At 55.2% G+C, this 26,252-nt stretch carries 20 protein-coding genes; 2 read left to right on the forward strand and 18 right to left on the reverse strand.

Translation table 11 applies throughout. The annotated features are described in order from the left end of the window. Nucleotides 1-6: 6 nt before the first annotated feature. From mukB to cmoM, 4 genes are read right to left on the reverse strand one after another with little or no spacing between them, the layout of a single operon-like run. Nucleotides 7-4,455, reverse strand: a complete 4,449-nt coding sequence (mukB, locus tag IAE27_RS15580; protein WP_154022545.1) for a chromosome partition protein MukB — start codon at nt 4,453-4,455, stop codon at nt 7-9. Then, nucleotides 4,455-5,159, reverse strand: coding sequence for a chromosome partition protein MukE (mukE, locus tag IAE27_RS15585; protein WP_200092645.1), 705 nt, complete (start codon nt 5,157-5,159; stop codon nt 4,455-4,457). Before mukE ends, mukB begins: the two co-directional genes overlap by 1 nt. After that, nucleotides 5,140-6,462: a chromosome partition protein MukF gene (mukF, locus tag IAE27_RS15590; protein ID WP_004111885.1), complete on the reverse strand. Its 1,323-nt coding sequence runs from the start codon at nt 6,460-6,462 to the stop codon at nt 5,140-5,142. The genes mukE and mukF overlap by 20 nt, the downstream gene beginning before the upstream one ends. Nucleotides 6,463-6,465: 3 nt before the next feature. Further along, nucleotides 6,466-7,245, reverse strand: coding sequence for a tRNA uridine 5-oxyacetic acid(34) methyltransferase CmoM (gene cmoM / locus IAE27_RS15595; protein WP_004100721.1), 780 nt, complete (start codon nt 7,243-7,245; stop codon nt 6,466-6,468). A 121-nt stretch (nt 7,246-7,366) separates the two neighbouring features. Here cmoM and elyC point away from each other — a divergent pair, with 121 nt between their 5' ends. Further along, nucleotides 7,367-8,146, forward strand: a complete 780-nt coding sequence (gene elyC, locus IAE27_RS15600; RefSeq protein WP_154022546.1) for an envelope biogenesis factor ElyC — start codon at nt 7,367-7,369, stop codon at nt 8,144-8,146. On the opposite strand, the gene IAE27_RS15605 is transcribed toward elyC, so the two are convergent. The 14 genes from IAE27_RS15605 to IAE27_RS15670 all read right to left on the reverse strand — a co-directional run bounded on the left by IAE27_RS15605 (nt 8,123) and on the right by IAE27_RS15670 (nt 23,997). Continuing rightward, nucleotides 8,123-9,016, reverse strand: coding sequence for a YcbJ family phosphotransferase (locus IAE27_RS15605; RefSeq protein WP_154022547.1), 894 nt, complete (start codon nt 9,014-9,016; stop codon nt 8,123-8,125). The genes elyC and IAE27_RS15605 overlap by 24 nt on opposite strands. A 143-nt stretch (nt 9,017-9,159) precedes the next feature. Then, nucleotides 9,160-9,906 carry a 3-deoxy-manno-octulosonate cytidylyltransferase gene (gene kdsB, locus IAE27_RS15610; protein ID WP_004100715.1) on the reverse strand — a complete coding sequence of 249 codons (747 nt, stop codon included), beginning with the start codon at nt 9,904-9,906 and terminating at the stop codon, nt 9,160-9,162. After that, the gene (ycaR, locus tag IAE27_RS15615) at nt 9,903-10,085 is read right to left on the reverse strand and encodes a protein YcaR (protein ID WP_004100713.1); all 183 of its coding nucleotides are present in this window, start codon (nt 10,083-10,085) and stop codon (nt 9,903-9,905) included. The genes kdsB and ycaR overlap by 4 nt, the downstream gene beginning before the upstream one ends. A gap of 52 nt (nt 10,086-10,137) precedes the next feature. Continuing rightward, complete coding sequence (locus IAE27_RS15620) at nt 10,138-11,367, reverse strand: winged helix-turn-helix domain-containing protein (protein ID WP_016808061.1); 1,230 nt, start codon at nt 11,365-11,367, stop codon at nt 10,138-10,140. A 46-nt stretch (nt 11,368-11,413) separates the two neighbouring features. Further along, complete coding sequence (lpxK, locus tag IAE27_RS15625) at nt 11,414-12,394, reverse strand: tetraacyldisaccharide 4'-kinase (RefSeq protein WP_108704000.1); 981 nt, start codon at nt 12,392-12,394, stop codon at nt 11,414-11,416. Beyond that, nucleotides 12,391-14,139: a lipid A ABC transporter ATP-binding protein/permease MsbA gene (gene msbA / locus IAE27_RS15630; protein ID WP_154022548.1), complete on the reverse strand. Its 1,749-nt coding sequence runs from the start codon at nt 14,137-14,139 to the stop codon at nt 12,391-12,393. Before msbA ends, lpxK begins: the two co-directional genes overlap by 4 nt. Before the next feature lie 36 nt (nt 14,140-14,175). Further along, nucleotides 14,176-16,440, reverse strand: coding sequence for a ComEC family protein (locus IAE27_RS15635; RefSeq protein ID WP_070557439.1), 2,265 nt, complete (start codon nt 16,438-16,440; stop codon nt 14,176-14,178). Between the two features lie 215 nt (nt 16,441-16,655). Then, the gene (ihfB, locus tag IAE27_RS15640) at nt 16,656-16,943 is read right to left on the reverse strand and encodes an integration host factor subunit beta (protein WP_004100704.1); all 288 of its coding nucleotides are present in this window, start codon (nt 16,941-16,943) and stop codon (nt 16,656-16,658) included. 150 nt (nt 16,944-17,093) lie between these two features. Then, nucleotides 17,094-18,767: a 30S ribosomal protein S1 gene (rpsA, locus tag IAE27_RS15645; protein ID WP_004100702.1), complete on the reverse strand. Its 1,674-nt coding sequence runs from the start codon at nt 18,765-18,767 to the stop codon at nt 17,094-17,096. Between the two features lie 136 nt (nt 18,768-18,903). Beyond that, nucleotides 18,904-19,587, reverse strand: coding sequence for a (d)CMP kinase (cmk, locus tag IAE27_RS15650; RefSeq protein ID WP_004100701.1), 684 nt, complete (start codon nt 19,585-19,587; stop codon nt 18,904-18,906). Between the two features lie 171 nt (nt 19,588-19,758). After that, the gene (locus IAE27_RS15655; protein WP_200092649.1) at nt 19,759-20,526 is read right to left on the reverse strand and encodes a M48 family metallopeptidase; all 768 of its coding nucleotides are present in this window, start codon (nt 20,524-20,526) and stop codon (nt 19,759-19,761) included. Between the two features lie 147 nt (nt 20,527-20,673). Further along, entirely contained in the window at nt 20,674-21,957 is a 1,284-nt protein-coding gene (aroA, locus tag IAE27_RS15660; RefSeq protein ID WP_004100699.1) for a 3-phosphoshikimate 1-carboxyvinyltransferase, read from the reverse strand. Nucleotides 21,958-22,029: 72 nt separating this feature from the next. Further along, nucleotides 22,030-23,118 carry a 3-phosphoserine/phosphohydroxythreonine transaminase gene (gene serC / locus IAE27_RS15665; protein ID WP_004100691.1) on the reverse strand — a complete coding sequence of 363 codons (1,089 nt, stop codon included), beginning with the start codon at nt 23,116-23,118 and terminating at the stop codon, nt 22,030-22,032. A gap of 186 nt (nt 23,119-23,304) precedes the next feature. After that, nucleotides 23,305-23,997 carry a DUF421 domain-containing protein gene (locus tag IAE27_RS15670; protein WP_004100689.1) on the reverse strand — a complete coding sequence of 231 codons (693 nt, stop codon included), beginning with the start codon at nt 23,995-23,997 and terminating at the stop codon, nt 23,305-23,307. Nucleotides 23,998-24,111: 114 nt separating this feature from the next. Between IAE27_RS15670 and ycaO the strand changes: the two genes are divergently transcribed. Continuing rightward, nucleotides 24,112-25,872 (forward strand): 30S ribosomal protein S12 methylthiotransferase accessory factor YcaO, encoded by a 1,761-nt coding sequence (gene ycaO / locus IAE27_RS15675; protein WP_070557450.1) that lies wholly within the window; start codon nt 24,112-24,114, stop codon nt 25,870-25,872. The last annotated feature ends 380 nt before the right edge of the window (nt 25,873-26,252 follow it).

Here is a 26,252-nt window from a genome sequence, read left to right on the forward strand (position 1 = left end):
ACAACCTTATGAAGCATTAGCCGTTCCCGGCAGCGTTTCAGGCAGCTGCGGCGCGAAGCCACGCAGACCTACTACATGCACATGCTCGTGATTGTTCACCACTTTACGCACCAGTTTGTAGGTGGTGCCTTTTTCCGGGCTGATATTTTCCGGCGCTGCGATAATCAGCTGCATCTCCAGTCGATCGCACAGTTCGAACAGCGTGGCGATAGAACGGGCATCCAGACGCGCGGCTTCATCGAGGAACAGCAGGCGGCACGGCGAAATATCCTTGCCGCGCAGGCGCATGGATTCATCTTCCCAGCTCTGCACCACCATAACCAGAATCGACATCCCGGTACCGATAGCCTCACCGGTCGATAGCGCACCGGATTCAGCGCGCAGCCAGCCGTCGGAACCGCGGTTAACTTCCACTTCCATCTCCAGATAGTTGCGGTAGTCCAGCAGTTCTTCACCAATGGTCTGCGGCGTACGCTGCCCCATATCAATTTGCGGATTCAGGCGCTGATACAGCTTCGCCAGCGCTTCCGAGAAGGTCAGACGATTGCTGTTGAACAAATCCTGATGCTGTTCATGCTGCTCGGACAGCACGTCCAGCAGCATCGAGTGGGTTTCCCGCACGTTGACGTTCAGCCGCACGCTGTTGACCTGGCCGAAGGAGACGCTCTGCAGTCCCTGGTTGAGCATGCGAATACGGTTCTGCTCGCGCTGGATTGTCTTGCGGATGATGTTGGCCACGCTGCGGGAGCTGATGGCCAGCTTCTGCTCGCGGTTGGTGAGCTCTTCCGTCAGTCGACTGAGTTCAATCTCCATCTGCTCAATCGCTTCCACCGGATCGTCGGTACGGATAATATCCTGGCGGATACGCTCGCGCAGATGCTGATAAACGGCGACAAAGAACTGGATTTTGCGTTCCGGGCGTTTCGGATCTTCCGAAATACGCAGCACATCGCGCAGGTGTTCGTTATCAGAGACCGCCAGACGCAGCGCCCCGAGCGCTTTATCCGACATTGAGCGCAGCTCATCAGCCGAAAGGTAGGCCAGCTCGCGGCGATGCAGACGACGCTCCACGCCGTTGTCTTTCACCAGGCGCATGACCGCGCACCAGCCGGCTTTGGCGCTGACCACCTGTTCGCGCATTTCGCAGTAATCACGCTCCAGCTTGCGCAGCCTGCGTGTCAGGTTATCCATTTCCGCTTCGCAGAAGGTCAAGGCTTTTTCAAGCTGGTTACGCCGCGCGCGGTTGTTGCTGAGCTGAGCATGAAGCTCATCGCGACGCACACGGGCGCGCTCTTCGGCGCCGGCGTCGGCGCGTACGCCAATATCCTGCAGCTCTTTATGCAGATCGTTGAGCAGCTCTTTTTTGGTGTCGTAGGAGCTTTTCAGCGATGCCAGCACCTGGTTGTACTGATTGAGCTGCGCGGCGTGGGTACGCAGCGCTTCGCGGGCGCGGGCGCGCTCCGCTTCCGCCTGCTCCAGGCGCTGGCGCAGCTTCTCGTTCAGATCGCTATTACCGCTGAGCATCTCTGCGGAATCAGAGTAGCTAAAGTGGGCGCGGCGCTGCACGACTTCGGTCAGCGCAAACGCCTGCTGACGCGCATCGCGCTGAGTCTGCTGCGAGTACGCGTAATCTTCTTTTAGCTGTTCAAACTGCTCCGGATCGCTCTGCAGAACGGAAACGATCGGTTCCAGCTTAGCCAGCTGGTTACCATACTGCTGCACAAAGCGCGCGGCTTCCTGCGCTTCGTCGAGCCGCTCCTGGATTTCATCGACGCGATCGGCCAGCGAGTCGTCGGCCAGCAGATTCAGACGTGGCAACAAGCGGTTGAGCGCGGATACACCCTCTTTCGCCTGCTCATACTGCACCCGGTTCTGCTGGTTATCGCTCTCATGGGCGGTCAGCGCCCGCTCCAGCTCGCCGCGACGAGTATTCAGTTTGCGGATTTCTTCTTCCGGGTCGTCCTCAAAGGCCACCGCCAGATGGTTACCGATAAAGCGGCTGAACGCCTGATGGAGGCGCTGGGTTTTCTGCACATCAAACGACAGGGTCGCAAAACGCTCGGAGAGGCTTTCACGCTCGGCGTGCAGCGTTTCAACGCGGCTTTCACGCGCGGCGCGGCCAAACAGCGGCAGCGTCGGGAAGCGTGAATAGCGCCACTGACGATCGGCAATCTTAACGACAACGGCTTTTTCCAGCTCATCGACGCTAAATACGCTGTCATCAAACGACTGCGGATCGCCCTCGATCAGGTAGAGATCTTCGGGGCAATCTTCAAGGCCTTCCAGCTGCTCGGCAATCAGCGACAGATCCGGTACCACAATGGCGTGGCGGGAAGGGCCGTACAGCGCCGAGTAATACGGCGCATCATCGAGGCTAACGTCATCATAGATTTCCGACAGCAGTACGCCGCCAAAGCGTTCCGCCAGCGCGTTCAGGCGCTGATCTTCTGAACCGCCCGGCTGGCTAAGGCGCTCGATTTCATCATCGATTGCGCGCTTACGGGCGCCAACTTCGTCGCGCTCTACGATAGCTTCGCGTTCACGCTCCAGCAGTTGCTGGAGATATTCGGTAACTTCCTGGCTCGACTCAAACTGCTCGCCGCTCTGTTCGCACAGCTGATTGAGGCTGTTCTGCGCCGCCAGCCAGATGGGCGCGCGGCGCATCAGCGTTTGCGTCCGCGTTTGCAGCTGTTCCAGCTCCTGACGCAGGGTCATTCGCCGTTCGCTGGCGGAGGAAACGCTGTCGGAAAGCGAGGCTATGCGGGCTTCCAGCTCCTGATGCAGGGCTTCCAGTTCGTCGATATCGTAACGTTTGCCCTGACGCTTACAGAATTCGTTCAGCTGGCGTTCAGCATCCTGCTGTTCACGCAGACGCTGTTCAAGTTCCGTCAGGCGACTGCGCAACCCGTGCGCCTGCTCTGCCTGGTGGCGTTGATTAACGCCTTCGCGCAGCAGCTCGCGCGCCACGTCCCAGGCTTCATTACGCGCCAGCGGACCGTTGATCTCCACCACCAGCTGGTATGCCTGTTCAAACTGGCTATGCGCAGTTTGTGCCACGCTCATTTTCTGTTCCAGCGACAGCATTTTCTCCGTCGCTTCCTGCTCTTTCGCCTGGAAAGTTTCCAGCCACTCGTCGGCGCTCTCCGGGGTTAAATCCGGCAGATGGCAAAGCGCTTTTGCTCTTTCCAGCGCCTGCAGCGCCTGGTTGTACTGAATCGCACGGGTCTGCTGCACGTCCAGCGCCTGCTGGTAGTCGGCAAGCTGGTTTTTCAGCTCATCCACTTCCAGCTCGGCGGCTTCGGCGCGGGCTTCGTTCTCTTCCTGCTGGTCAACCGCTTCCGCAACGACTTCATTTTGCTCTTCGAGGCGAATCTGCAGTTCATCAAGATCCGCCTCATAGCGCTCGATTTTTTCCTGCTGGCGCAGAGCGGTCTGCACCAGGTTCAGATGGTCGCTGGCGGCCTGATAATCGGCTTCCAGATCGCCTTCCGCGCCGTTATGTTCCTGCAGCTCGCGGGCCATATCGACGTGCTTATACTGTTCAGCCGCGAGCTGAGCGCGGGAGGTGAACAGATCGCGGCGATACTCCAGCGCTTTGTCGAGATGAATGCGTCGCTCGTTCGCGTGGCGCATATAGTCGGCGGCAACGTAGTTGGTGGCTTCGCTGATCAGATGTTTGAACAGGTCGCGATCCGACTGCGTTACGCGGATCGCTTCCAGGGTCATGCGGTTTTCACGCAGCGCCGCTTCCATATCCTGGAATGCTTTACGCACGCCGCTGTTTTCCGGCAGCAGGTAGTCGCGCAGCGAGCGGGTAATGGTGCTTGAAATGCCGCCGTACAGCGACGCTTCGATCAGGCGATAGTACTTGCTACGGTCGGAAGCTGAACGCAGGCGGCGAGCCACCACGCCCAGATCGAACATCAGCGAGTGATACTCGGTAATAGAGTTAAACTGCTTGAACTGTACCCCTTCCATCGCTTCGAGCTTATCTTTCAGCTCGTTGAGCGTCACCACGCGTGCCTGGCGCTCGTTAAGGGTTTCGGTCAGCAGCTGAGTCGGCTGGATGGAGGTAGGCAACCCCTGAATCGCAAAAGGCTTGATATCAACTTTACGATCGCGACCGGCGACCTGCTGTAGGCGAACGCCAACCACCACGCGCTGGTGGCGAGAGTTAATGACGTCCAGCACCGAGTAACAGACGCCTGCGCGCAGCTTACCGTGAAGCCCTTTATCTCGCGAGCCGCTGGTGGCCCCGGCTTCCGTAGTATTACGGAAATGCAGCAGCGTCAGGTCGGGGATCAGCGCGGTGACGAAGGCCGCCATGGTCGTGGATTTACCGGCGCCGTTACCGCCGGAAAGCGTGGTCACTAATTCATCAAGATCAAAGGTGCGGGCAAAAAAGCCGTTCCAGTTAACCAGCGTCAGCGAGCGAAATTTACCGCGTTCAATCATTACTCTTCCTCCCCGCTATCCGGCTGATTCTCTTCATTCTCATCATTAAGCTGCAGACGATTTTCCAGCGCCATGGCTTCACCGTCACGGATCATACGCAGCTGCGCTTCGCGCGGTTCGTCACCGGCGCGCACGTCGGCGCCGAAGCGAAACACCGATTCGGTGATGCGGAATTTGCTGCTGTCGTGGCCCATAAACCACACCATGCCGAGGCGGCGCAGCCGGTTGAGCGAAGCGCGCATTTTTTCCTGCAGCTTCTGGCGGTCAAGGTCGGAGCCGGTCGAACGGTTATTGACCAGCTTCAGCAGCTTGGCTTCGTCCGCCAGGGTCAGCAGCTCGTCGTAAAGCTCCTGCTGGGTGAAGATGCCTTCATTCGCCAGGCGCTCCGGACTGAGGTAGAGATAGCAAAGAATTTTGCCCACCATCATATCCAGCTCGGAGAGCACCGAGCGCGGGATCAGCGTGGTCGAGCGCGGGCGTAGATAGAAAAACCCCTCCGGCGCGCGAATCAGCTCGACGTTGTAGCGAGCATAAAACTCTTCCAGGTAATCCTGAAAATCCATTAAAAATGCGTGATTATCCAGCTCGTCAAGGCCGATATGACGGCCCGCGCGCAGGGCGCTATCCAGCGCCGGAAATAACGGATTAGCCAACGCTTGCGCCAGTTTAACCGGCATCACTTGTTCAATATTTGTCGATGACATGCGCCTGTACCTTGGCTCCGTAATCATTAATCGGCTGCCATTTTGCCGGCAGTCCGGTGAAATCTGCTTGCGCTACGCCCAAACGTACCGCCTGGTCGACAACAATGCGCGCGACATCAAAGTGGCGAGCGCGAGGATACTGCGACAGATATTCGCGTACCACCAGACCAAGATCCAGCGGCAGTCCCTTCTCTTTATAGACCGCCAGCTGACCTTCAATCAGCGCTGCCAGCTGTTCGCGAATTTCGTTAAACTCTTCATACTCCAAATCCGCCGGAAGTTCTCCGGTAACCTCTTCATCATGCAGCGCCATCTCTTCATCGCGCATATCAAGCAGACGATCGGCATTCGCATGGGTGAGCGCCCAGGGAGCGTCGAAGTAAGTCTGGACCGACTGGCGTAAACGCTGCGCGAAGACGCGGTTTTTATCCATATCGATAGCGGTACGGATAAATTTATGCACGTGGCGATCGTAACCGATCCACAGGTCTATCGCCTGCTGACCCCAGCTGACGATGCGGTCCAGCTTGCTTTGCAGGTCGAACACCAGACGATCGATAAAATTCAGATCGTCGCGCGCCATGGTCGAGTCCTGGATACGCAGCAGGTTTGCCTGCAGCTTATCGCCCGCCGCATCCAGAGTATCCTGCAGCTCGCGCAGGGTGCCGGACGTTTCCGACAGCAGCAGCTCGCAGCTGGAAATCGCCGCCCGCCAGTCTTTATTCAGCAGTTGGGCAATATCATCTTTCACCAGTTGCTGCTGCTCATCCATGATCCGCTGGGTCAGATCGATACTGTCGAAAATTTCCGCAACCGAGTACTTCAGGGGAGCGAAAACGTTACGATGCCAGTGGAACTCATCGCCGCCCTCTTCTGCCGAGTCGGCGGCGCGCTTGAGTTCGCCGGCAACGATAGAGAGCTGCATCGACAGGCGCAGGGTGGAGAACTCGCGCTGACGGATATAGTAATCGGTGATCCCGATGCCCAGCGGCGTCAGGCGATAAATAGCGTTACCCTCGGTGATTTCGCTGGTAAAGCGGTTCAGCAGACGCTGGCGCACCATATCGTTAATGGCATTATTGGCGCGCTGGCTGATGGTTTCGCTGGTCTGCTCAAACGCATCACTGACGTGGCGGAACGCGTCCACCAGTTCTCCCTCGGTCATTTCCCCTTCCATCCGCTCGCCGTTCAGCGTGGCAATCGCCAGCAGAAAAGAGAGTCTGTCGACCGGCAGCGAAATAGAAAAATCATTTTTCCTGGCCCAGGCAACCAGTTCGGGGACTGTCTGGGAAAATTCACTCATAGTTTATCCTTGCATCTGCGGCTTAAGCGCGGTGACGTGAATATAACGGCCTAAGCTAATATACGGCTCCTGGCGACAGTAGCGCGTTTCCAGCTCCAGCAGCGCCGCAAATTTGTCGTGCTGTTGGTGTTTTTCACGCAGATAATCATGAAACACCCGCACGCCGGTCTTGCCGGTAATCTGCCAGCCAATCTCTTCCAGCCAGCCGTAAACCTGCTGCGGATCGCGCGGATAGTCCGGCGACAGCGTGCGTTTTTTCTTTTTCGGCATGCCGATTTGCACATAGTCCAGATTGCCGGCGACCATATTGTGCATCAACAGGCCGTTAGCATTGTAGAACATCAGCGATAACGCGCCGCCGGGGCGCAGCATCGACCACAGCGTACGCAACATCGCCTGTGGTTCGGCTACCCATTCCAGCACCGCATGAAACAGTATCAGATCGACCGGACTTTCCAAATGCTGCTCAATATCCTGAGCCGCGCATTGTACAAAATGCATGTTGTCGATCACACCTTTATCGGCAGCCGCCTGCCTGGCGCGAGCCACCATTTCACCAGAGAGATCGCATAACGTGACGTGATGGCCCATTTCCGCCACTTTGATCGCCGTTTGCCCTTCGCCGCCGCCCGCGTCAAGAACTCGCAATGGCCCAGGCCCCATCTGGTTCAGCAGCGGTTGTAGATCCTGCCAGAGGATCGCCTGCCGCAGCTGGCCTTTGGTGGTGCCGTATATATTGCGCGAAAACTTTTCAGCAATATCATCGAAATTACGATCCTGCACGGGTGACTCCACAAGCCAACACAAAGCCGCTATTTTGTCATACCCGCGCGGAGAATGAAGCGATCTGTTGTAAGATCCGGGTATATCTTTGGTTATATGGTTAAAAAAGGAACCATTGGGCATGCTTTTTACGCTGAAAAAGGTTTTAGGCGGCATGATGCTGCCGCTTCCCCTGCTGCTGTTGCTTATGGCGGTCGGCATCGCCTTGCTGTGGTTTAGCCGTTTCCAGCGCACCGGCAAGCTCTGCGTCAGCTTCGGCTGGCTGCTGTTGCTGCTATTAAGCCTGCAACCGGTGGCCGATAGTTTGCTCAAACCGATTGAAGATAAATACCCGACGTGGCGGGGAGAAGAGCGCGTACAGTACGTCGTCGTACTGGGCGGAGGATACACCTGGAATCCAGCCTGGGCGCCCAGCTCAAATCTCATTAATAACAGCCTGCCGCGGCTGACGGAGGGCATCCGCCTGTGGCAGGAAAATCCGGGAGCCAAAATGATCTTTACCGGCGGAAGAGCGAAGACCAACCCGGTAAGTTCTGCGGAAACCAGTGCCCGGGTAGCCGAGACCCTGGGCGTACCGCGCAGCGAAATTATCGTTCTCGATAAACCCAAAGATACCGAAGAGGAAGCCGCCGCGGTGAAAGAGGCGATTGGCGGTGCGCCTTTCCTGCTGGTCACTTCCGCTTCACATCTGCCGCGGGCGATGATTTTCTTTCGCCGCGCCGGGCTGAGGCCCTTGCCTGCCCCGGCCAACCAGCTGGCAATTGAGTCACCGCTCAACCCATGGGAGCGGGCAATCCCCTCGCCGGTCTGGCTAATGCATAGCGATCGGGTTGGCTACGAAACGTTAGGTCGCATCTGGCAGCGACTGAAAGGATCTTCAGGCGAGCCAGGGCAGGATTGATTTAGCCGCCAGATCAAACCGGACGCGGTCAAAGCGTCCGGTATTGACCAGATTATCCACTTCATCCCACAGCAGATACAGCCAGCGCCGCCAGAGAAACGCTTCCGCTACCGGCGCCCGGCGGAGATAGTGCCACAGCAACTGCTCTTCCTGGCCGCTCTCAACCAGACGGAATAGCTCATATTCACGCGGCGCCCAGAGCATCATGCCCGGACCTACCATCGCCAGCAGCTGATCGCTGCGCGGATCTTTAAGCATGCTGCGCAGCGTGAAGCTGCCGTGGACCAGCACGCAGTTATCATTGAAATCCTTAAACAAATCCATAAGGCATTCGCGAGTGCGGAACAGAATGCGTTTGTCCTGCATCGTCAGGCCGGTATCCTGATAAAGGTTCAGCGTGCTCCATAGCACCTCTACACGCTGGCGGTACCAGTATGGCCAGAGATTTTCCTGAGTGCTGTCGACCATCCCGACGCAGCCGCCGCTATCCTGACGGTGCCAGGCCAGCAGCGCTTCAACAATCTGCTCCTGTAGCTGTTCCCAACGCTCCGGCGTACGGGCGGGGGCTTCTACCGAAACGCCGCGCAGTCGTTCGATCAGCAGTACATCTGGGCCCGGATGCTCTTCGTGCGTCATTACGCCGTAGACCACCGGCATACGGACAGTACCGCTTCGCGCGAGGGTTGATATCTTCCACGCCAGCTGACGCGCCACGCCCGGCGTCGTAAAGCTGCGCGCCAGCAGCGGCATTGGGTTTCCCTGCGCATCATATAGCGACCACAGCGCCGACGAGGGTTTCTCGCTGACGCACTCCACGCGGCTTAGTTTTTCACCCAGCAGGTGGCTCAGCTCGGTACGCAACTGTTCCATTTCTGATTACCCCTATGAACACTACTGGTTTCATAATGAGCGCCTGCGCCGGGATTGTCATCGGGTGAGATCAAAATTGACGTAAAAAAGTATGGAAAAACGGCCTGAAGATATCCCCTCCTGGCGGAGGGGATGGAGGGAGATTAACGTAGCTCCGCGCGGACGCGTTCCAGATCTTCCGGCGTATCGACGCCTGTACCGGGAACCACTTCCGCCACCGCGACATGGATTTTCTCGCCGTACCACAGCACGCGTAGCTGCTCGAGCATCTCGATCTGTTCAAGCGGGCTTGGCGCCCAGCTAACATAGCGACGAATAAAACCGGCGCGATAGCCATAGATCCCGATATGACGCAGCAGCGAATCGCCGATAGCCTCGCGGGATTTAGCGAAACGATCGCGATCCCACGGGATGGTGGCGCGAGAAAAATAGAGGGCGTAGCCAGCTGCGTCCATGACAACCTTGACCGCATTCGGATTAAACGCCTCTTCCGCATCGTGGATTGGCACCGCTAAGGTTGCCATACCGCTCGTGCTGGCAGCCAGATTCTCGGCTACCTGGCGCACGATGGCGGGCGGGATCATCGGCTCATCGCCCTGGATATTCACAATGATGGTGTCATCGCTGAAAGCGCATTTTTCAACCACCTCGGCCAGGCGCTCGGTGCCAGACTGATGATCTTCACGCGTCATGCAGACTTCACCGCCGGCGGCTTCAACCGCTCGGGCTACGTCTGCATGATCGGTGGCAACGATAATACGCTCGGCCCCGGATTCACGGGCTCGCTCAAGGACGTGGACAATCATCGGCTTGCCGTTGATATCCTGGAGCGGTTTGCCTGGCAGACGAGTAGAAGCGAAGCGCGCGGGGATGATAACCACGAAACTCATGACTGGCTCTCTTCTACAGCAAGCGCGCGGGCTTCGGTTTCCAGCAGTACGGGGATACCTTCACGCAGCGGAAAAGCCAGGCTATCGAGTTTGCAGATCAGTTCTTGCTTATCCTGGCTGTAATAGAGCTTACCGTTACAAACCGGACAGGCGATAATTTCAAGTAAACGGTGATCCATGATTCCTCCAGATGGACCGAATAGATTCTTTAGCAGCATATCATACGCTGACTCAGGCGGCGTCAATTTCCCAACCCTGTTGCCGCCCGGCAAAAAGTTCCGCCGGCAGCTTCCCGCAGCTCACCCGTGTCGCCTCCTGCCAGAGGGCAAAATCATCAATGGCGCGTTTTAGCCCGCTCTCGAGTCCCGAGGTCACCTTGACCCCCTCCTCCAGCCACAGAGCGATAATTTCCAGAACGCCGGTTTTACGATGCATTTTGCTATCCATTCTGCCCACCAGCTTCCCCTGATGCAGCAGCGGTAATACGAAATAGCCATACTGACGTTTCGGCGCGGGCGTATAGCACTCCAGGCGATAGGTGAAGTTAAATAGCTGCTCAGCCCGCTTGCGATCCCACACCACCGGATCGAAAGGCGAGAGCACCGCGCTGTGGCTGGCGGCGAGCCTGCCGCCGGGTGAGGACTCCAGCAGCTTCAGCGCATCACGGTGAAGCCACATTTCCCCCAGGGTTTCAACGTTTACCGGTTTCACCAGCCCCTCATCCTGCCAGCTCGCCAGCAGCGGGGGTAGCGAGGGTCGACGTAGACGATAATAATCCGCCAGCCACTGCGCGCGGAAGATCCCGAGGCTGCGTGCGCTATTGCGTAACATAATGGCTTCGGCCTGCTCCTGAGAGAGGCCATCCCGCTCATCCTCCCAGTCCGGCATGACCCGCTGCGTGAGATCGTAAACGCGCTGAAAGTTGCGCCGCTCGATAACCATCAGCTCTCCAGCGGTAAATAAACCTTCAAGATGGCGCTTATGCGGTTTCCACTCCCACCATCCGCTGGCGCCCTTACGCGGATGTTCAAAGTCTGCCGAGCGAACCGGGCCATTTTCGGCAATATGGGCCAGCAGTTCCTGAATGGCCGGAGCGTGCTCGGTCATCCATGCGGTATGGTATTTCCAGCCCATTTTATCCGGCGTCAGCATACGGTGACGCACCAGTGAAAAGTCGCTGCGCGGTAAGAAACAGGCCTCATGCGCCCAGTATTCCATCAGTTCACCGGCGCGAAGCGCCTCATCCAGCCAGCGCTGCGGATAGTGGCCAAGGCGGCTGAAAAGCACCAGATAAGGGCTGCGGGCAACAACGTTGATGGTATCGATTTGCAGCAGGGACATCTGCTTAATGGTTTGCAGAACATCCTCGGGTTTGGCGCGACGGCGGGGCTTTTTCAGCAGCCCCTGCGCGGCCAGGTGAAGATGGCGAGCTTCTTTAAGCGAGAGGGACAATACCGGCATGCAGCTTCTCCGTAAAAGGTTCCGGCGCAGGCGGTGATAAGCGAAATTAGCGCTGCGCCAGCGTCACTAAATCCGTGAGCAGGCGCTGTGCGCGCTGGTCAGTCATTATCGCGTCGACCGGTAGATACCACCAGTTTGCCTGCGCAAAGTCGCGGCACTTCACCGCATCTTTTTCGGTCATCAGCAGAGTTTGCTGCGGCGCCGCCAGCGCGGCGACATCGCTCTGCGACAGAGCCTGATGATCGGCCAGGGAGATGGTTTTCACCGGACGTACGCCGCAGCTCTCGAGGGTGGCGAAGAAACGCGGCGGATGGCCGATTCCTGCCATCGCCACCACGTTGTTCAACGCCGCCGCATCCCGGCGTTCACCGGTCAGCAGATTCACCGCCAGCCCGGGACGAAGCTGCATAGGTATCTCTCCCGGGCGGGCGAGACCGCCGTTAACGATAACCGCATCCACGCTGCGCAAACGCGAAGCGCGCTCGCGCATAGGACCCGCAGGCAACCACCAGCCGTTACCAAAACGACGTACGCCGTCAATCACCACAATCTCTTTGTCACGCGCCAGCTTATAGTGCTGCAGACCATCATCCGTGACGATAAGCTGAAGATCGTTGGCGGCGAGCAGCGCCTGAACCGCATCGCTGCGTACCGGCGAGACGGCAACCGGCGCGCCGGTACGCTGATAAATCAGCACCGGCTCATCGCCCGCTTCCCCGGTATGCGTATCCACATTAAGCAGCAGCGGATAGTTCACGGCTTTTCCGCCGTAGCCGCGTGACACCACGCCGACGCGAATACCGCGCTGCTGAAGCTGTTCCACCAGCCAGACAACAACCGGCGTTTTGCCATTGCCGCCGGCGGTCAGATTGCCAACCACCACTACCGGCACCGGCGCTCGCCACACTTTTCGCCATCCCAGTTTATAGCTTAGCCGTATTAATCCGCTCACCAGGCCATAGAGCCAGGAGAGCGGAAGCAGTAGCCGCCATAAAGGCGATTCGCCGGACCAGATGCGCGCAATCATGCGCCGAACTGCATCTTATGCAGCTGAGCGTAAACGCCCTTATGTTCAAGCAGATCGGCATGGCTGCCGCGTTCAACGATCTGGCCATCTTCCACTACCACAATTTCGTCAGCCTGCTCAATCGTCGAGAGACGGTGAGCAATAACCAGCGAGGTGCGGTTTTTCTGCAGTTCGTCCAGCGCCGCCTGAATGGCGCGCTCTGATTCGGTATCCAGCGCCGAAGTTGCTTCATCAAGGATCAGAATCGGGCTGTTGCGCAGCAGGGCGCGAGCGATAGCGATGCGCTGGCGCTGGCCGCCGGAAAGCATAACACCGTTTTCACCGATAATCGTATCCAGGCCATTGTCCATTTTATTGATAAAGTCCATGGCATAAGCCATGCGGGCCGCTTCTTCAATCTGCTTGCGGCTGTACTCTTCGGTTCGGGCATAGGCGATATTATTCGCCACGGTGTCGTTAAAGAGATGGACGTTTTGCGACACCAGCGCAACCTGATCGCGCAGAGAACTCAGCGTGTATTCACGCAGGTCGTGGCCGTCCAGCAAGATCTGCCCCTCATCAACATCATAAAAACGCGTAATCAGGCTGGCGATAGTCGATTTACCCGACCCCGAGCGCCCTACCAGCGCCACGGTTTTCCCTTCCGGAATATTGAGGTCAATATTGCGCAGCGCAGCGACTTCACGCCCCGGATATCTGAAGGTAACGTTTTTAAATTCGAGGTTGCCCTTCGCACGTTCGATAACCCGCGTGCCTTCATCTTTCTCCTGCTCGGAGTCAAGAATAGCGAAAAGCGTCTGACAAGCGGCCATCCCGCGCTGGAACTGCGCGTTGACGTTAGTCAGCGATTTTAGCGGACGCATCAGCGCGATCATTGAGGAGAAGACAACGGTAATTGTACCAGCCGTTAACGTCTCCATTACGCTCGGGAAGCTTGCCGCATAAAGTACGAAAGCCAGAGCCAGGGAGGCGATTAGCTGGATAATAGGGTCAGAAATTGAGGACGCGGAGACCATTTTCATCCCCTGCAGACGCATCTTGTTGCTGACTTTATCAAAGCGCTTGGTTTCGACGGCCTGACCGCCAAACATCAGCACTTCTTTATGCCCTTTCAGCATCTGCTCTGCACTGGTCGTCACCTGGCCCATGGTGTTCTGCATATTCTTGCTGATATTACGAAAACGCTTCGAGACCACGCGAATAGCAATAGACACGATCGGCGCCAGAACGATCAGAATCAATGACAGCTGCCAGCTGTAATAAAACATCATCGCAAACAGGCCAATAATCGACGCGCCTTCACGCACGACGGTAATCAACGCGCTGGAGGAGGAAGAGGCCACCTGCTCCGAATCATAGGTAATACGTGATAGCAGCGTCCCGGTGGACTGCTTGTCAAAGAATGCAACCGGCATTCCCATCATGTGGCTGAATAAACGACGGCGCATCGTCATCACGACTTTGCCGGACACCCAAGAGATGCAGTAGCTCGAAACGTAGCTGGTGATGCCGCGCAGAACCATCAATCCGATCACCACCAGCGGCATCCATATCAGCACCGAGCGATCCGTTTTACCAAAACCATCATCCAGTAACGGTTTAAGAAGCGATAGCATGAAGGTATCACTAGCCGCGTTAAGCACTAACGCTACCGCTGCAACGATTAGCCCGGGTTTAAACGGCGCTATAATCGGCCAGAGTCGGCGGAAGGTCTGCCACGTGGAAAGATCTTTATCGTTCTGCATTCAATAAACCAGCTTGTGTTGAAATAGCCGCATATTCTACCCGTTCTGAACGTTCCCGCCAAACCACTGATGATACCATCGCGGTAAAACTTGATCCCGTAAGCTATGGATTTGCCAGCCATCCGCGGAAAAAATAACCGTAATTTGCCCCTGATGCGGCGTGTCGAACCACTGATAGTTCTGGTTTCGATAGCGCTGTTTCACCTTGGTTGAAGGCATACGCCATGCGTTATAGCGGGAAGCAGAAGCTAGCGCAGCCTCCCCACCAACGCTGCGCAACAGGGCGGTCCCGGACGACGTATTACTGCCGTGATGGGGAACCTGGATAAGTGTAGACGCAAGATGTTGCCAGTAGTGGCTAATCATCGTTTGCTCCGCGGGCGTTTCGATATCCCCGGTGAGCAGGATACTGTGCTTGCCGTCATCAACACGCACCACGCATGAGCGATTATTCCCCTGCTTTGTCGCGCCGGGCAGCGGCCAGAACGCACGAAAGGTTAAACCTCGCCACTGCCAGATCTCTCCGCGCTGGCATGCTAAATGGCCCGCCCAGCCTAAAGGGCTTCGTATCCATATTTGAGGCCATGCTTTTAACACCGAGTTGAGTCCCCCGCGGTGATCGAGATGCTCATGGCTGAGTACGACGCCTTCCAGATGCAAGTGATGCCAGCGTAGCCAGGGGATGATAATCTGCTCACCGCTGTCACCCTCAGGCCAGGCGAGTCCGGTATCGTAGAGAAGGGCCGCGCCCTGGCGTTCAATCACCATAGCCAGCCCCTGCCCGACATCCAGCATGGTGACTCGCCATTCGTTGGCAGCCGTACTCCGCCAGAATGGCCAGCTTAATAGCCCGAGACATGCTAAACAAAACGCCGGCAACGTGCGCCACGCATGAAAACGCCAGAGAATTAACGCCGGCCACGGCAGCAGGCTTATCCCAAGCCAGCGAGCATCCAGCTCGAGCCAGCCAGGCGGCAGCTGCCGCAGGAACCCGAATAGCGCCGCCAGGATACGGTCTGCTGATTGCCATATCACCATCTCAATGGTGAGCGGAGCACAGAGGTGTAAAAACATGGCGGTCAGAATCAGCGGAACAACGATAAAAGTCACCAGAGGCACGGCAATCAAATTCGCCAGCACCGACGTTAAGCTGATGCCGTGGAAGAGAGCAATCTGTAAAGGTGCAAGTAAAAACATCAAGCCGATCTGCAGATGACATAACGCGAGGCTTTGGCGCAGCAGCCAGCACCTTTTACCGCCAGGCATCGGGGCCAGCTGATACCAGAAGATAAGCGCCGCAACGGCAAACGCCGATAGCCAGAGACTTTCTGACAACGCTGCCAGCGGATCGGCAAACAGTATTGCACCAATGCAGCAGAGCCATATCTGCCATGGCGACCAGCGTTTCCCGGATAGCCGCAGCGCGCAGCCAACGATCAGGGCAACACAGGTGCGCAGCGCGGGCGGCTGCATTCCGGTTAGCCAGGCGTAAAAAATAGCGCTCGCCAGGCCAGTAAGCAGCGGCGCCCGCCAGCCCAGCCAGCGGCACGGAAGAAAGAACTGCAAACCCCTTAGCAGCAACCAGCCCAGAGTGGCTCCTAACGCGATATGTAACCCTGAGATCGCCATCAGGTGCGATGTACCGGTTTCCTGCATCAGGATCTTTATCTCGCGAGGGATCGCCAGACGTTCCCCCATGCCTAACCCCAGCATCACCGATTGCCAGGGCAGTTCCGCCAGGGTTTGATTGAGCGAGGCCAGATAACGCGCTCGTACACTACAGTTTCGCTCGCGAACTTCAGCGCTGATAAAGCGTCCGGTTAACGGACGATGCTGTGACAGCGCATAGCGCTGGCTGTCAAACCCGCCTTCGTTGAGCTGACCATGTACCGGACGCGCGCGTAGCGTCATGGCCCAAACCTGCCCTGCACAGGGCGGTTCAGGCAAATAATTACCGTAGAGGCTTACCCCAGGCGCGGGAAATAGCCGTCGCCCATCCAGACGGACAATTCTGCCCTGATGAGTTGTCTGCCCATCTGTTGCTGTCAGCACAACCTCAACCTGACGATTCCCGTTTGTTAACGTCTGTGTCGGCCATAGGGCCTGGCGAGCGCTGAGTACTCCCCAGACAAAAAACAGCGTTATCAATGCCGCGTATTGCGCAGCTCTACGGCGACATTGCGCAATAAGCAGCGCCAGCAGCATCAGTCCCCAGGTAACCGAACGCCCGGGCAAATCGGGCAACCAGAGCAGCGGCAGAATGCCGATAATCACACAGCCAGCAAGTTGTGGTAAACGCATTAGCACCTCCCTGTCAGAGGGAGTGTTGCGCTAAATGGAGAAAGTGTCTTTGAGGACAGAAAAGAAGTGGATTGCGCAATCCAGAGAACTTTCTCTGTTAACGCAAAAGAACTGACGTTTTGCGAGGCAACTTCCAGTACAGCTTTAAAGGCATAAAAAAAGCACCCAAAGGTGCTTTTTTAACGTTTAAGTATGTTGTCGCCGCTCAGCGAAACTTACTCTTCGTAAATATTGGCGCGGTCGCGTAATTCTTTGCCCGGCTTAAAGTGGGGAACGTACTTACCTTCCAGTTCAACTTTATCGCCAGTTTTTGGGTTACGCCCGGTGCGGGGTGCTCGATAATGCAGAGAGAAGCTGCCGAAACCGCGGATTTCAATGCGCTCGCCTTGAGCAAGCGTTGAGGCCATATGCTCCAGCATTTCTTTAACAGCATCTTCCACTGCTTTCGCAGGAATGTGAGATTGCTGGCTGGCAAGTCTTTCTATCAATTCTGACTTGGTCATTATTCCTCCGGTTTCCTTCAAGGCAAAATTAGCTAACAGCTTAAACAAGGGCGGCCGTAGCCGCCCTTTGTGCTTGATTACAGGACGAATCCTGCAATCTGTCAAGTAAACTCGTCATAATTCAGGTTGTTGTAACCCGAAAGACTAAGATTACTCGCCTTTAGCTGCTTTGAAAGCTTCAGCCATTGCGTTGTTGGAGAAGTTTGCATCTTCCTGTTTGTTAACAGTTGCGATTGCATCTTTCTCATCAGCTTCGTCTTTCGCACGAACAGACAGGCTGATTGCACGGTTCTTACGATCAACGCCGGTGAATTTAGCTTCAACGTCGTCGCCTACGCTCAGAACCAGGGTGGCATCTTCAACGCGGTCACGGGAAGCTTCAGAAGCGCGCAGGTAACCTTCAACGCCGTCAGCCAGTTCTACGGTTGCGCCTTTAGCGTCAACTGCAGTCACTTTACCGTTTACGATTGCGCCTTTCTTGTTCAGTGCAACCCAGTTGTTGAACGGATCTTCTGCGAGCTGTTTAACGCCCAGAGAGATACGCTCGCGCTCTGCGTCAACCTGCAGAACAACTGCTGCGATTTCGTCGCCTTTTTTGTATTCACGAACTGCTTCTTCGCCTGCAACGTTCCAGGAGATGTCAGACAGGTGAACCAGGCCATCGATGCCGCCGTCCAGGCCGATGAAGATACCGAAGTCAGTGATAGACTTGATTTTACCTTCAACACGGTCGCCCTTGTTGTGGGTTTCCGCAAACTGCTGCCATGGGTTGTTTTTGCACTGCTTCAGGCCCAGGGAGATACGACGACGTTCTTCGTCGATATCCAGAACCATAACTTCCACTACATCGCCAACGTTAACAACTTTGGACGGGTGGATGTTTTTGTTGGTCCAATCCATTTCGGAAACATGAACCAGGCCTTCAACGCCTTCTTCGATTTCAACGAAGCAGCCGTAGTCGGTCAGGTTGGTCACGCGACCGGTCAGTTTGGTACCTTCCGGATAACGTTTAGCGATAGCTACCCACGGATCTTCGCCCAGCTGTTTCAGGCCCAGAGATACACGAGTACGTTCGCGGTCGAACTTCAGCACTTTAACAGTGATTTCGTCGCCAACGTTTACGATTTCGCTCGGATGCTTAACGCGTTTCCATGCCATATCGGTAATGTGCAGCAGGCCGTCAACGCCGCCCAGATCAACGAATGCACCGTAGTCAGTGAGGTTCTTAACGATACCTTTAACTTCCATGCCTTCCTGCAGGTTTTCCAGCAGCTGATCGCGCTCTGCGCTGTTTTCGGATTCGATAACGGCACGACGAGAAACAACGACGTTGTTACGTTTCTGGTCCAGCTTGATGACTTTGAATTCAAGCTCTTTGCCTTCCAGGTGCAGCGTGTCGCGCACCGGACGAACGTCTACCAGGGAGCCCGGCAGGAACGCACGAATACCATTCAGCTCAACAGTGAAGCCACCTTTAACTTTGCCGTTGATAATACCGACTACAGTTTCAGCGTCTTCGTAAGCTTTTTCCAGCGTGATCCAAGCTTCGTGACGTTTAGCTTTCTCACGGGACAGCAGGGTTTCACCGAAGCCGTCTTCTACTGCATCCAGAGCAACGTCAACTTCGTCACCAACCTGGATTTCCAGCTCGCCCTGGGCGTTTTTGAACTGCTCTGCCGGAATGGCAGACTCAGATTTCAGACCGGCGTCAACCAGTACTACGTCTTTGTCGATAGCAACAACAACACCACGAACGATGGAACCCGGACGGGTTTCGATTGTTTTTAAGGATTCTTCAAATAGTTGAGCAAAAGATTCAGTCATGTTTAATCTTCAGGTTTCATATTTAACGTCCACCAGGCTCCATGCCGGATGGGGTTGTTTAACATACCCGCTAACAGTCCGTTGCTGCGGGGTACTGCTATAATTCGCAGGCTATTGTGCTTTATCGACGATAAGATTAAGCGGAAGCCAGTTTTTCGCGCGCATATTGTAGCGCTTTTTCAATCACTTGCTCAATGTTTAGTTCTGTGGAATCAAGAACTAAGGCATCGGCAGCCGGGATAAGCGGCGCCACTGTACGATTGCGATCGCGGTCGTCGCGCTCTTTTATCTCGGATAAAAGGCGATCAAAGTTAACACTAAAGCCCTTCTCCTGCAACTGAAGCATGCGGCGATGCGCACGTTCTTCCGCGGAAGCGTCAAGGAAAATTTTCACCGGCGCATCGGGGAATACCACGGTTCCCATATCGCGTCCGTCAGCGATCAAACCGGGCAGCTCACGGAAGGCTCGTTGACGGCGCAGCAATGCCTCGCGCACGCGCGGAAAAGCGGCGACTTTAGAGGCCGTATTGGCCACATCCTGAGTGCGGATTTCCGCGCTAACATCCTCCCCCTCCAGAATGACTTCCAGGCTACCGTCAGTGGAGACAAAACGGACATCAAGATGCGCGGCAAGCGGCACCAGCGCCTCTTCGGATTCAACATCAACATGGTGATGCAGCGCAGCGAGAGCAAGAACGCGATAAATCGCTCCAGAATCCAGCAGATGCCAGCCCAGCGTTTCTGCCATTGCCTTGCATAACGTGCCTTTGCCCGCACCGCCAGGCCCATCAATGGTGATTACCGGAACTGTTGCCGTCATCTTTTTCTCCTTTAGCAAGGCGCATAAATATATAAACGCCGCGCATTATACGCATCTCTTCGACGGAAAGTGAGCATTGGTTGTAAATTACGGATAACTGGAAATCTAATGCGGAAGAATTGTGCAATTATAGCGGGCTGATAGAGCATCAGCCCGGAAGATGAGGCAGTTTTACTTTTTATCTTCCGCGATACGGTCGCGGATATGCTGCGCACGTTCAGCTGAAGGCGGGTGTGAATCGAACAGAGATTTGCTGTGGCCGGCGTCAAGGCTGGCCAGTTTGTCGAAGCTGCCCACCAGCCCCTGAGTGCTGATGTTGCGCTTTTTCAGCAGATCGTAGGAGAAATCATCAGCATCGGACTCCTGAGAGCGGGAGAAAGCGGAGTTAATCATTCCCTCTGCGATATCGCCCAGCTGAGATTTAGACAAGCTTGCAGCCGCTCCGCTGGTGGCTGAAATTGCATCACGCGCGGCAATGGTCGCATAGGCGGTTTGCATCGCTTTGCGCGAATGTCCCAGCGCTACGTGGCCCAACTCATGGCCCAGAACCGCTTCAACTTCATTATCGGTCATCATGTCCATCAGGCCGCTATAGACGCGGACGCAGCCGTTGGCCATTGCCCAGGCGTTGACGTCTGATGTCATGTAAACCTTATAGTTTACCGGCGTGCCGTTGATACTATTTCCTAACGCTTTGGCAATTTTATTCAGACGCTTGGTGTACTTACTTGAAGCGCCGGCCTTTTTATTTTCGCTATCCATTTGCTTACAGGCATCGTCGGAAAGCGCTTTGACTTCAGAGTCAGAAAGCGTTGCCGCTTTGTAGGCCGTCATCCCTGAACTTACGAGGGCGTTGGTGTCCACCCCCTGCATATTTTTACAACCTGCCAACAACGTGGCGGAAACCGCTAAAGCCAGCATTACTTTTGTATTTCTCATATCAATCATCCATTGATTAGCATATTAAATGCTTATAAATCCTGTATTTACAAGCAATCAAGGCTAGCATTTAGTTTTCCGCCCGACAAGCAGACATAAAAAAACGCCGACCCAAGGGTCGGCGTTTTCACCTAAAATTCGCGTGATTCAGGCCAGCGTACTGATTCGCGCCAGCTGTTCGAAGTAGTCCGGGAAAGTTTTTGCCGTACACTTCGGATCAAGGATGGTGACCGGCGTATCGGAAAGCGCCACCAGCGAGAAACACATTGCCATACGATGGTCGTTATAGGTGCCGATTTCAGCGAACTGGAGCTTCGCAGGCGGAGTGATGCGGATGAAATCCTCCCCTTCTTCAACTTCAGCTCCCACTTTACGCAGCTCAGTGGCCATAGCAAACAGGCGGTCAGTCTCCTTGACGCGCCAGTTATAAATATTGCGCAGAGTCGTGGTGCCTTTGGCGAACAGGGCGGCCGTGGCGATAGTCATCGCGGCATCCGGGATATGATTCATATCCATATCGATGGCGTTCAGTTCGCCGCGCGTGCAGGCGATATAATCATCGCCCCAGGTAATGGTTGCGCCCATTTTTTCCAGCACATCGGCAAACCGAATGTCGCCCTGCACGCTATCGCGGCCAATACCGGTGACTTTTACCGTCCCGCCTTTAATGGCTCCGGCGGCGAGGAAGTAGGATGCCGAGGAGGCGTCGCCTTCAACCAGATAATCGCCCGGCGAGCGATAGTGTTGATTGCCGCGCACGATAAATCGCTGATAAGACTGATTTTCAACCTCAACGCCAAAGGTTTTCATCAGGTGCAGCGTAATATCAATATAAGGTTTGGATACCAGATCGCCTTTAATCGCAATGACGGTATCCTGAGGCGCCAGCGGGGCGGTCATCAGGAGCGCGGTCAGAAACTGGCTGGAAACGCTGCCGTCCACTTCAACCTGTCCACCGCTGAAACCACCGCGCAGGCGCAGCGGCGGGTAATTCTCCTGCTCCAGATAATCAATCTGCGCCCCGCCCTGACGCAGCGCGTCAACCAGGTGACCAATCGGCCGCTCTTTCATTCGCGGCTCGCCGGTTAGCACAATATCGTTACTCCCCAGACATAACGCCGCCGCCAGCGGACGCATAGCCGTTCCGGCATTACCGAGGAACAGTTCTAATGCTTCAGCCGCGTGCAGTGGGCCGGCGTTACCGGTGACTTCGCAGCGGGTACGGTCGGAAGACAGGGTGTAATGAACTCCCAGCGCGCTCAGGGCATTCAGCATGTGGCGTACATCGTCGCTATCCAGCAGATTGGTCAGCACCGTCGTGCCGCGGGCCAATGCCGCCAGTAGCAAAGCACGGTTAGAAACACTCTTGGACCCGGGCAGGTTAATTGTGCCATCTACGCGTGCGATGGGTTGTAACGTCAGGGATTCCATTAAACTCAACTCTCAAACAAACAGAATAATAACCCCGCAGACGAGCTGCGGGGATGAAAAACACGACAGCGATTAGCCGTGACGGCGTTCGAAGTCCTGCATAAAGTCGGTCAGCGCCTTCACGCCCGCCAGCGGCATGGCGTTATAAATGGAAGCGCGCATGCCGCCCACTACGCGGTGGCCCTTCAGCGCATGCAGGCCAGCGGCAAACGACTCTTCGAGGAACAGTTTATCAAGCGCGCTATCGGCCAACTGGAACGGCACGTTCATGCGCGAACGGTTCGCCGCAGCGACATCGTTGCGATAGAAACCACTGTTATCGATGGTGCTATACAACAGGTCGGCTTTCTGCTGGTTGATTTTATCCATAGCGGCAACGCCGCCCTGCTCTTTCAGCCACTTAAACACCAGGCCGGAGAGGTACCAGGCAAACGTCGGCGGCGTGTTAAACATAGAGTCATTGGCCGACAGGATGGAGTAATCAAGAATCGACGGGCAGGCTATGCTGGCTTTACCCAGCAGATCTTCGCGCACAATAATCAGCGTCAAACCTGCAGGACCGATGTTTTTCTGCGCGCCTGCGTAGATTACGCCATAACGGCTTACGTCAATTTCACGAGACAAAATAGTCGAGGAGAAATCCGCCGTCACGATGACATCGTCGCCAAAATCAGGCGTTTCTTCAATGGCAATACCATCGATAGTTTCGTTCGGGCAGTAGTGCAGATAGGCCGCGCCCGGAGTCAGCTGCCATTCGCTCATCGGTTTAACCGCGCGCTGGCCGTCAACGGTGATTTTGGCGTCAATCACGTTCGGTTTGCAGTATTTATGCGCTTCTTTAACCGCGCTGGCTGCCCAGTAGCCGGCATCAACGTAGTCGGCAACGGTTTTATCACCCAGCAGGTTCAGCGGGATACCAGCAAACTGTCCGCGACCGCCGCCGTGACAAAATAAGACTTTGTAATTGGAAGGAATATTGAGCAGGGAGCGAAAATCCTGTTCCGCCTCTTCAGCCACCTTGATGAACTCTTTACCACGGTGGCTGATTTCCATCACCGACGTCCCCAAACCGTTCCAGTCGCAAAGCTCCTTTTGCGCCAGTTTGAGGACATCCGCCGGCAGCATTGCCGGGCCTGAACTGAAGTTATAGACCTGAGCCATTTCCCCTCACCACTTGCTATGTTATTTACCCGCGAACCGTCGCGGGCATAAGTTATTCCTGTGGCTATCGGTTTTATCATTCAGTGACACGCACCGCAATGGCTAAAACTGAGCCTGGGGGAAATGCGGACTCGGTCACACAAAAGAATCTGCCAGCTTGACGTCATAAAACCGACATAATTGCTGTCAGGTGACTCTTTTTGCCCGACTGACCTTCGACCATTCTGCATTTGCGCAGCGAGGGCATAATTGTTTATCCCCAGCTCGTAGCGTAAGGATTGCGCTACAGCGAACGCAGGCGTACTCATCATCGTGAGGTATGGTGATAAAACGATCGGTAAAACGGGAAGGCAAAATGGAAAGCCCGGCTTTAACATCTTCATCCTCATAGTAATAAAGGCTGATCTGGCCGTTGGTTTCCAGAATGGCCAGCCGTACCTGACCCAGTTGCTCAACCCCGCTGATTCTCAGTTCCATAAAAAACTCGAATTCGGTCATATTTTCCGCCTGCAGTTTCTCCCAGGCCAGTTCGCCGTTCTCCACAACAATAATCGGCTTACCTTCCAGCAAGTCCTCCAGTTTTTCGCTATGCCCCATCAGCCACATAATCAATCGATACAGCAGAGCCAGGGTAATAAATACCGCCAGTACCGGCAGCATGGGAACATCATCATAAAACGCGACGTCCCCTGCCGCCGAACCGAGGGTCAAAATGATGAGGACTTCGAAAAGAGACATCTGGCGAACGCCACGCCGCCCGGTTATCTTGAGAAAAATAAATACCAGGACGAAGGTATAGAGGCTACGCAGTGCCACCTCGGCCAGAAACTCCACGGGCACTTTATCCAGTGCCATACGATGCCAGTCAAATGTCTTCATGGTTAACGCCTGAACAGTTATTGAGTGACATAAGCATAGCCAGACGATGGAGATAGCACCTGTCATATAAAACCCGTATCATTGCGCGCTTTACGTACGATAAAAGTGACTGCCATGACTCAAACGTTTATTCCCGGCAAAGATGCCGCCCTGGAAGATTCCATCGCTCGCTTCCAGCAGAAGTTGCACGACCTCGGATTTGATATTGAAGAGGCCTCATGGCTCAACCCGGTACCGCACGTCTGGTCAGTGCATATCCGCGATAAAGAGTGCGCTCTGTGCTTCACCAACGGCAAAGGCGCCACCAAAAAAGCCGCGCTGGCCTCGGCCCTTGGAGAGTACTTTGAGCGTCTCTCGACTAACTATTTTTTTGCCGACTTCTGGCTGGGCGAGACCATCGCCAACGCGCCTTTCGTTCACTATCCGAATGAAAAATGGTTCCCTTTAACCGACGATGACGAAGTACCGGAAGGCCTGCTGGATGCCCGCCTGCGCGCATTCTACGATCCTGACGATCAGTTAACCGCCAGCATGCTGGTCGATCTGCAGTCAGGTAATGACGATCGCGGCGTCTGCGGTTTGCCGTTCACCCGTCAGTCAGATGGCGAAACTGTCTATATTCCGATGAATATCATCGGCAACCTCTACGTTTCTAACGGAATGTCCGCGGGCAACACCCGCAACGAAGCCCGCGTTCAGGGCCTCTCGGAAGTGTTCGAACGCCATATTAAAAACCGCATTATCGCTGAAAGTATCAGCCTCCCGGAGATCCCGGCGGAGGTGATGGCGCGCTATCCGGGCGTGGTTGAATCCATCAACAAGCTGGAGGCCGAAGGTTTCCCGATTTTCGCTTATGACGGTTCGCTCGGCGGCAAATATCCGGTTATCTGCGTTGTGCTGTTTAACCCCGCAAACGGCACCTGTTTCGCCTCGTTTGGCGCGCATCCTGATTTCGGCGTGGCGCTGGAACGTACCGTTACCGAACTGCTGCAGGGCCGCAGCCTGAAAGATCTCGACGTCTTCACGCCGCCAACCTTTGATGATGAAGAAGTCGCCGAACATGCGAATCTTGAAACGCACTTTATCGATTCCAGCGGCCTGATCTCCTGGGATATGTTTAAGCAGGATGCCGACTACCCGTTCGTGGACTGGAGCTTCTCCGGGACCACGGAGGAAGAGTTCGCCACCCTGATGGCTATCTTTAAGCAAGAAGATAAAGAAGTTTACATCGCCGATTACGAACACCTTAGCGTCTACGCCTGCCGGATAATTGTTCCGGGCATGTCTGATATCTATCCGGCGGAAGACCTCTGGCTGGCGAATAACAGCATGGGCGCACCTCTGCGGGAAACGATTCTTTCTCTGCCGGAAAGCGAATGGGAAAAAGAAGATTATCTGGCGCTTATCGAGCAAATGGATGATGAAGGCCTTGATGATTTCACCCGCGTGCGCGAACTGCTCGGTCTGGCAACCGGCAAAGACAACGGCTGGTATACGCTGCGCATTGGCGAGCTAAAAGCAATGCTGGCGCTGGCGGGCGGCGATCTCGAGCAGGCCTTGATCTGGACCGAGTGGACCATGGAATTTAATGCCTCAATCTTTAGCGCCGAACGCGCTAATTACTACCGCTGCCTGCAAACTCTGCTGCTGCTGAGCCAGGAAGAGGAGCGTCAGCCGCTGCAGTATCTCAACGCTTTCGTACGCATGTACGGCGCCGATGCCGTTGAAGCCGCCAGCGCCGCGCTTAGCGGAGAAGCACCGTTCTATGGGCTGCAGGCAGTAGACAGCGATCTGCTCGCTTTCCCGGCTCACCAGTCGCTACTGAAAGCCTACGAAAAGCTACAGCGCGCAAAAGCTGCATTCTGGGGTAAATAAGCTCACTTTACTGCCTGAATCACCGTATGATGAGGGGGCAAATAGGCCCCCTCTTTTTATGTTTTCCACAACCCGCAACCAGGTTGTAGCCATAAAGTTAATTAGTGGTGAGAAATAATAAAATCGCGCCGCAAATATTGTTAATTTTAATAAAAATACCCCATTTTAATTAACCGAAAAACGGGGGTAAAATGAAAATAATCAACATTATTTGTAAAATTTAAAATTTATTTTTTCATTAAAAATCAAATAATTAGATATAAAAACATCAATTCCACACACTAAAAGGGCCTATAGTTCCGGTAGGATATGATCTACATCAAATTCCCTTCTATAATGCTTTGTTAGTATCTCACCGCCAACTTACATAAAGAGAGAGT

This window comes from Klebsiella sp. S69 (assembly GCF_016516145.1).
GTDB classification, from domain to species: domain Bacteria; phylum Pseudomonadota; class Gammaproteobacteria; order Enterobacterales; family Enterobacteriaceae; genus Klebsiella; species Klebsiella oxytoca.

What these genes read in the sequence shown, in the direction of transcription:
- IAE27_RS15655 (WP_200092649.1), bottom strand. Translation starts at nt 20,526, where the DNA reads ATGAGAAATACAAAAGTAATGCTGGCTTTAGCGGTTTCCGCCACGTTG.
- kdsB (WP_004100715.1), bottom strand. Translation starts at nt 9,906, where the DNA reads ATGAGTTTCGTGGTTATCATCCCCGCGCGCTTCGCTTCTACTCGTCTG.
- IAE27_RS15605 (WP_154022547.1), bottom strand. Translation starts at nt 9,016, where the DNA reads ATGGAACAGTTGCGTACCGAGCTGAGCCACCTGCTGGGTGAAAAACTA.
- msbA (WP_154022548.1), bottom strand. Translation starts at nt 14,139, where the DNA reads ATGCAGAACGATAAAGATCTTTCCACGTGGCAGACCTTCCGCCGACTC.
- ycaO (WP_070557450.1), top strand. Translation starts at nt 24,112, where the DNA reads ATGACTCAAACGTTTATTCCCGGCAAAGATGCCGCCCTGGAAGATTCC.
- IAE27_RS15670 (WP_004100689.1), bottom strand. Translation starts at nt 23,997, where the DNA reads ATGAAGACATTTGACTGGCATCGTATGGCACTGGATAAAGTGCCCGTG.
- aroA (WP_004100699.1), bottom strand. Translation starts at nt 21,957, where the DNA reads ATGGAATCCCTGACGTTACAACCCATCGCACGCGTAGATGGCACAATT.
- mukF (WP_004111885.1), bottom strand. Translation starts at nt 6,462, where the DNA reads ATGAGTGAATTTTCCCAGACAGTCCCCGAACTGGTTGCCTGGGCCAGG.
- lpxK (WP_108704000.1), bottom strand. Translation starts at nt 12,394, where the DNA reads ATGATTGCGCGCATCTGGTCCGGCGAATCGCCTTTATGGCGGCTACTG.
- rpsA (WP_004100702.1), bottom strand. Translation starts at nt 18,767, where the DNA reads ATGACTGAATCTTTTGCTCAACTATTTGAAGAATCCTTAAAAACAATC.
- IAE27_RS15620 (WP_016808061.1), bottom strand. Translation starts at nt 11,367, where the DNA reads ATGCCGGTATTGTCCCTCTCGCTTAAAGAAGCTCGCCATCTTCACCTG.
- IAE27_RS15635 (WP_070557439.1), bottom strand. Translation starts at nt 16,440, where the DNA reads ATGCGTTTACCACAACTTGCTGGCTGTGTGATTATCGGCATTCTGCCG.
- ycaR (WP_004100713.1), bottom strand. Translation starts at nt 10,085, where the DNA reads ATGGATCACCGTTTACTTGAAATTATCGCCTGTCCGGTTTGTAACGGT.
- mukB (WP_154022545.1), bottom strand. Translation starts at nt 4,455, where the DNA reads ATGATTGAACGCGGTAAATTTCGCTCGCTGACGCTGGTTAACTGGAAC.
- cmk (WP_004100701.1), bottom strand. Translation starts at nt 19,587, where the DNA reads ATGACGGCAACAGTTCCGGTAATCACCATTGATGGGCCTGGCGGTGCG.
- serC (WP_004100691.1), bottom strand. Translation starts at nt 23,118, where the DNA reads ATGGCTCAGGTCTATAACTTCAGTTCAGGCCCGGCAATGCTGCCGGCG.
- ihfB (WP_004100704.1), bottom strand. Translation starts at nt 16,943, where the DNA reads ATGACCAAGTCAGAATTGATAGAAAGACTTGCCAGCCAGCAATCTCAC.
- mukE (WP_200092645.1), bottom strand. Translation starts at nt 5,159, where the DNA reads ATGTCATCGACAAATATTGAACAAGTGATGCCGGTTAAACTGGCGCAA.
- elyC (WP_154022546.1), top strand. Translation starts at nt 7,367, where the DNA reads ATGCTTTTTACGCTGAAAAAGGTTTTAGGCGGCATGATGCTGCCGCTT.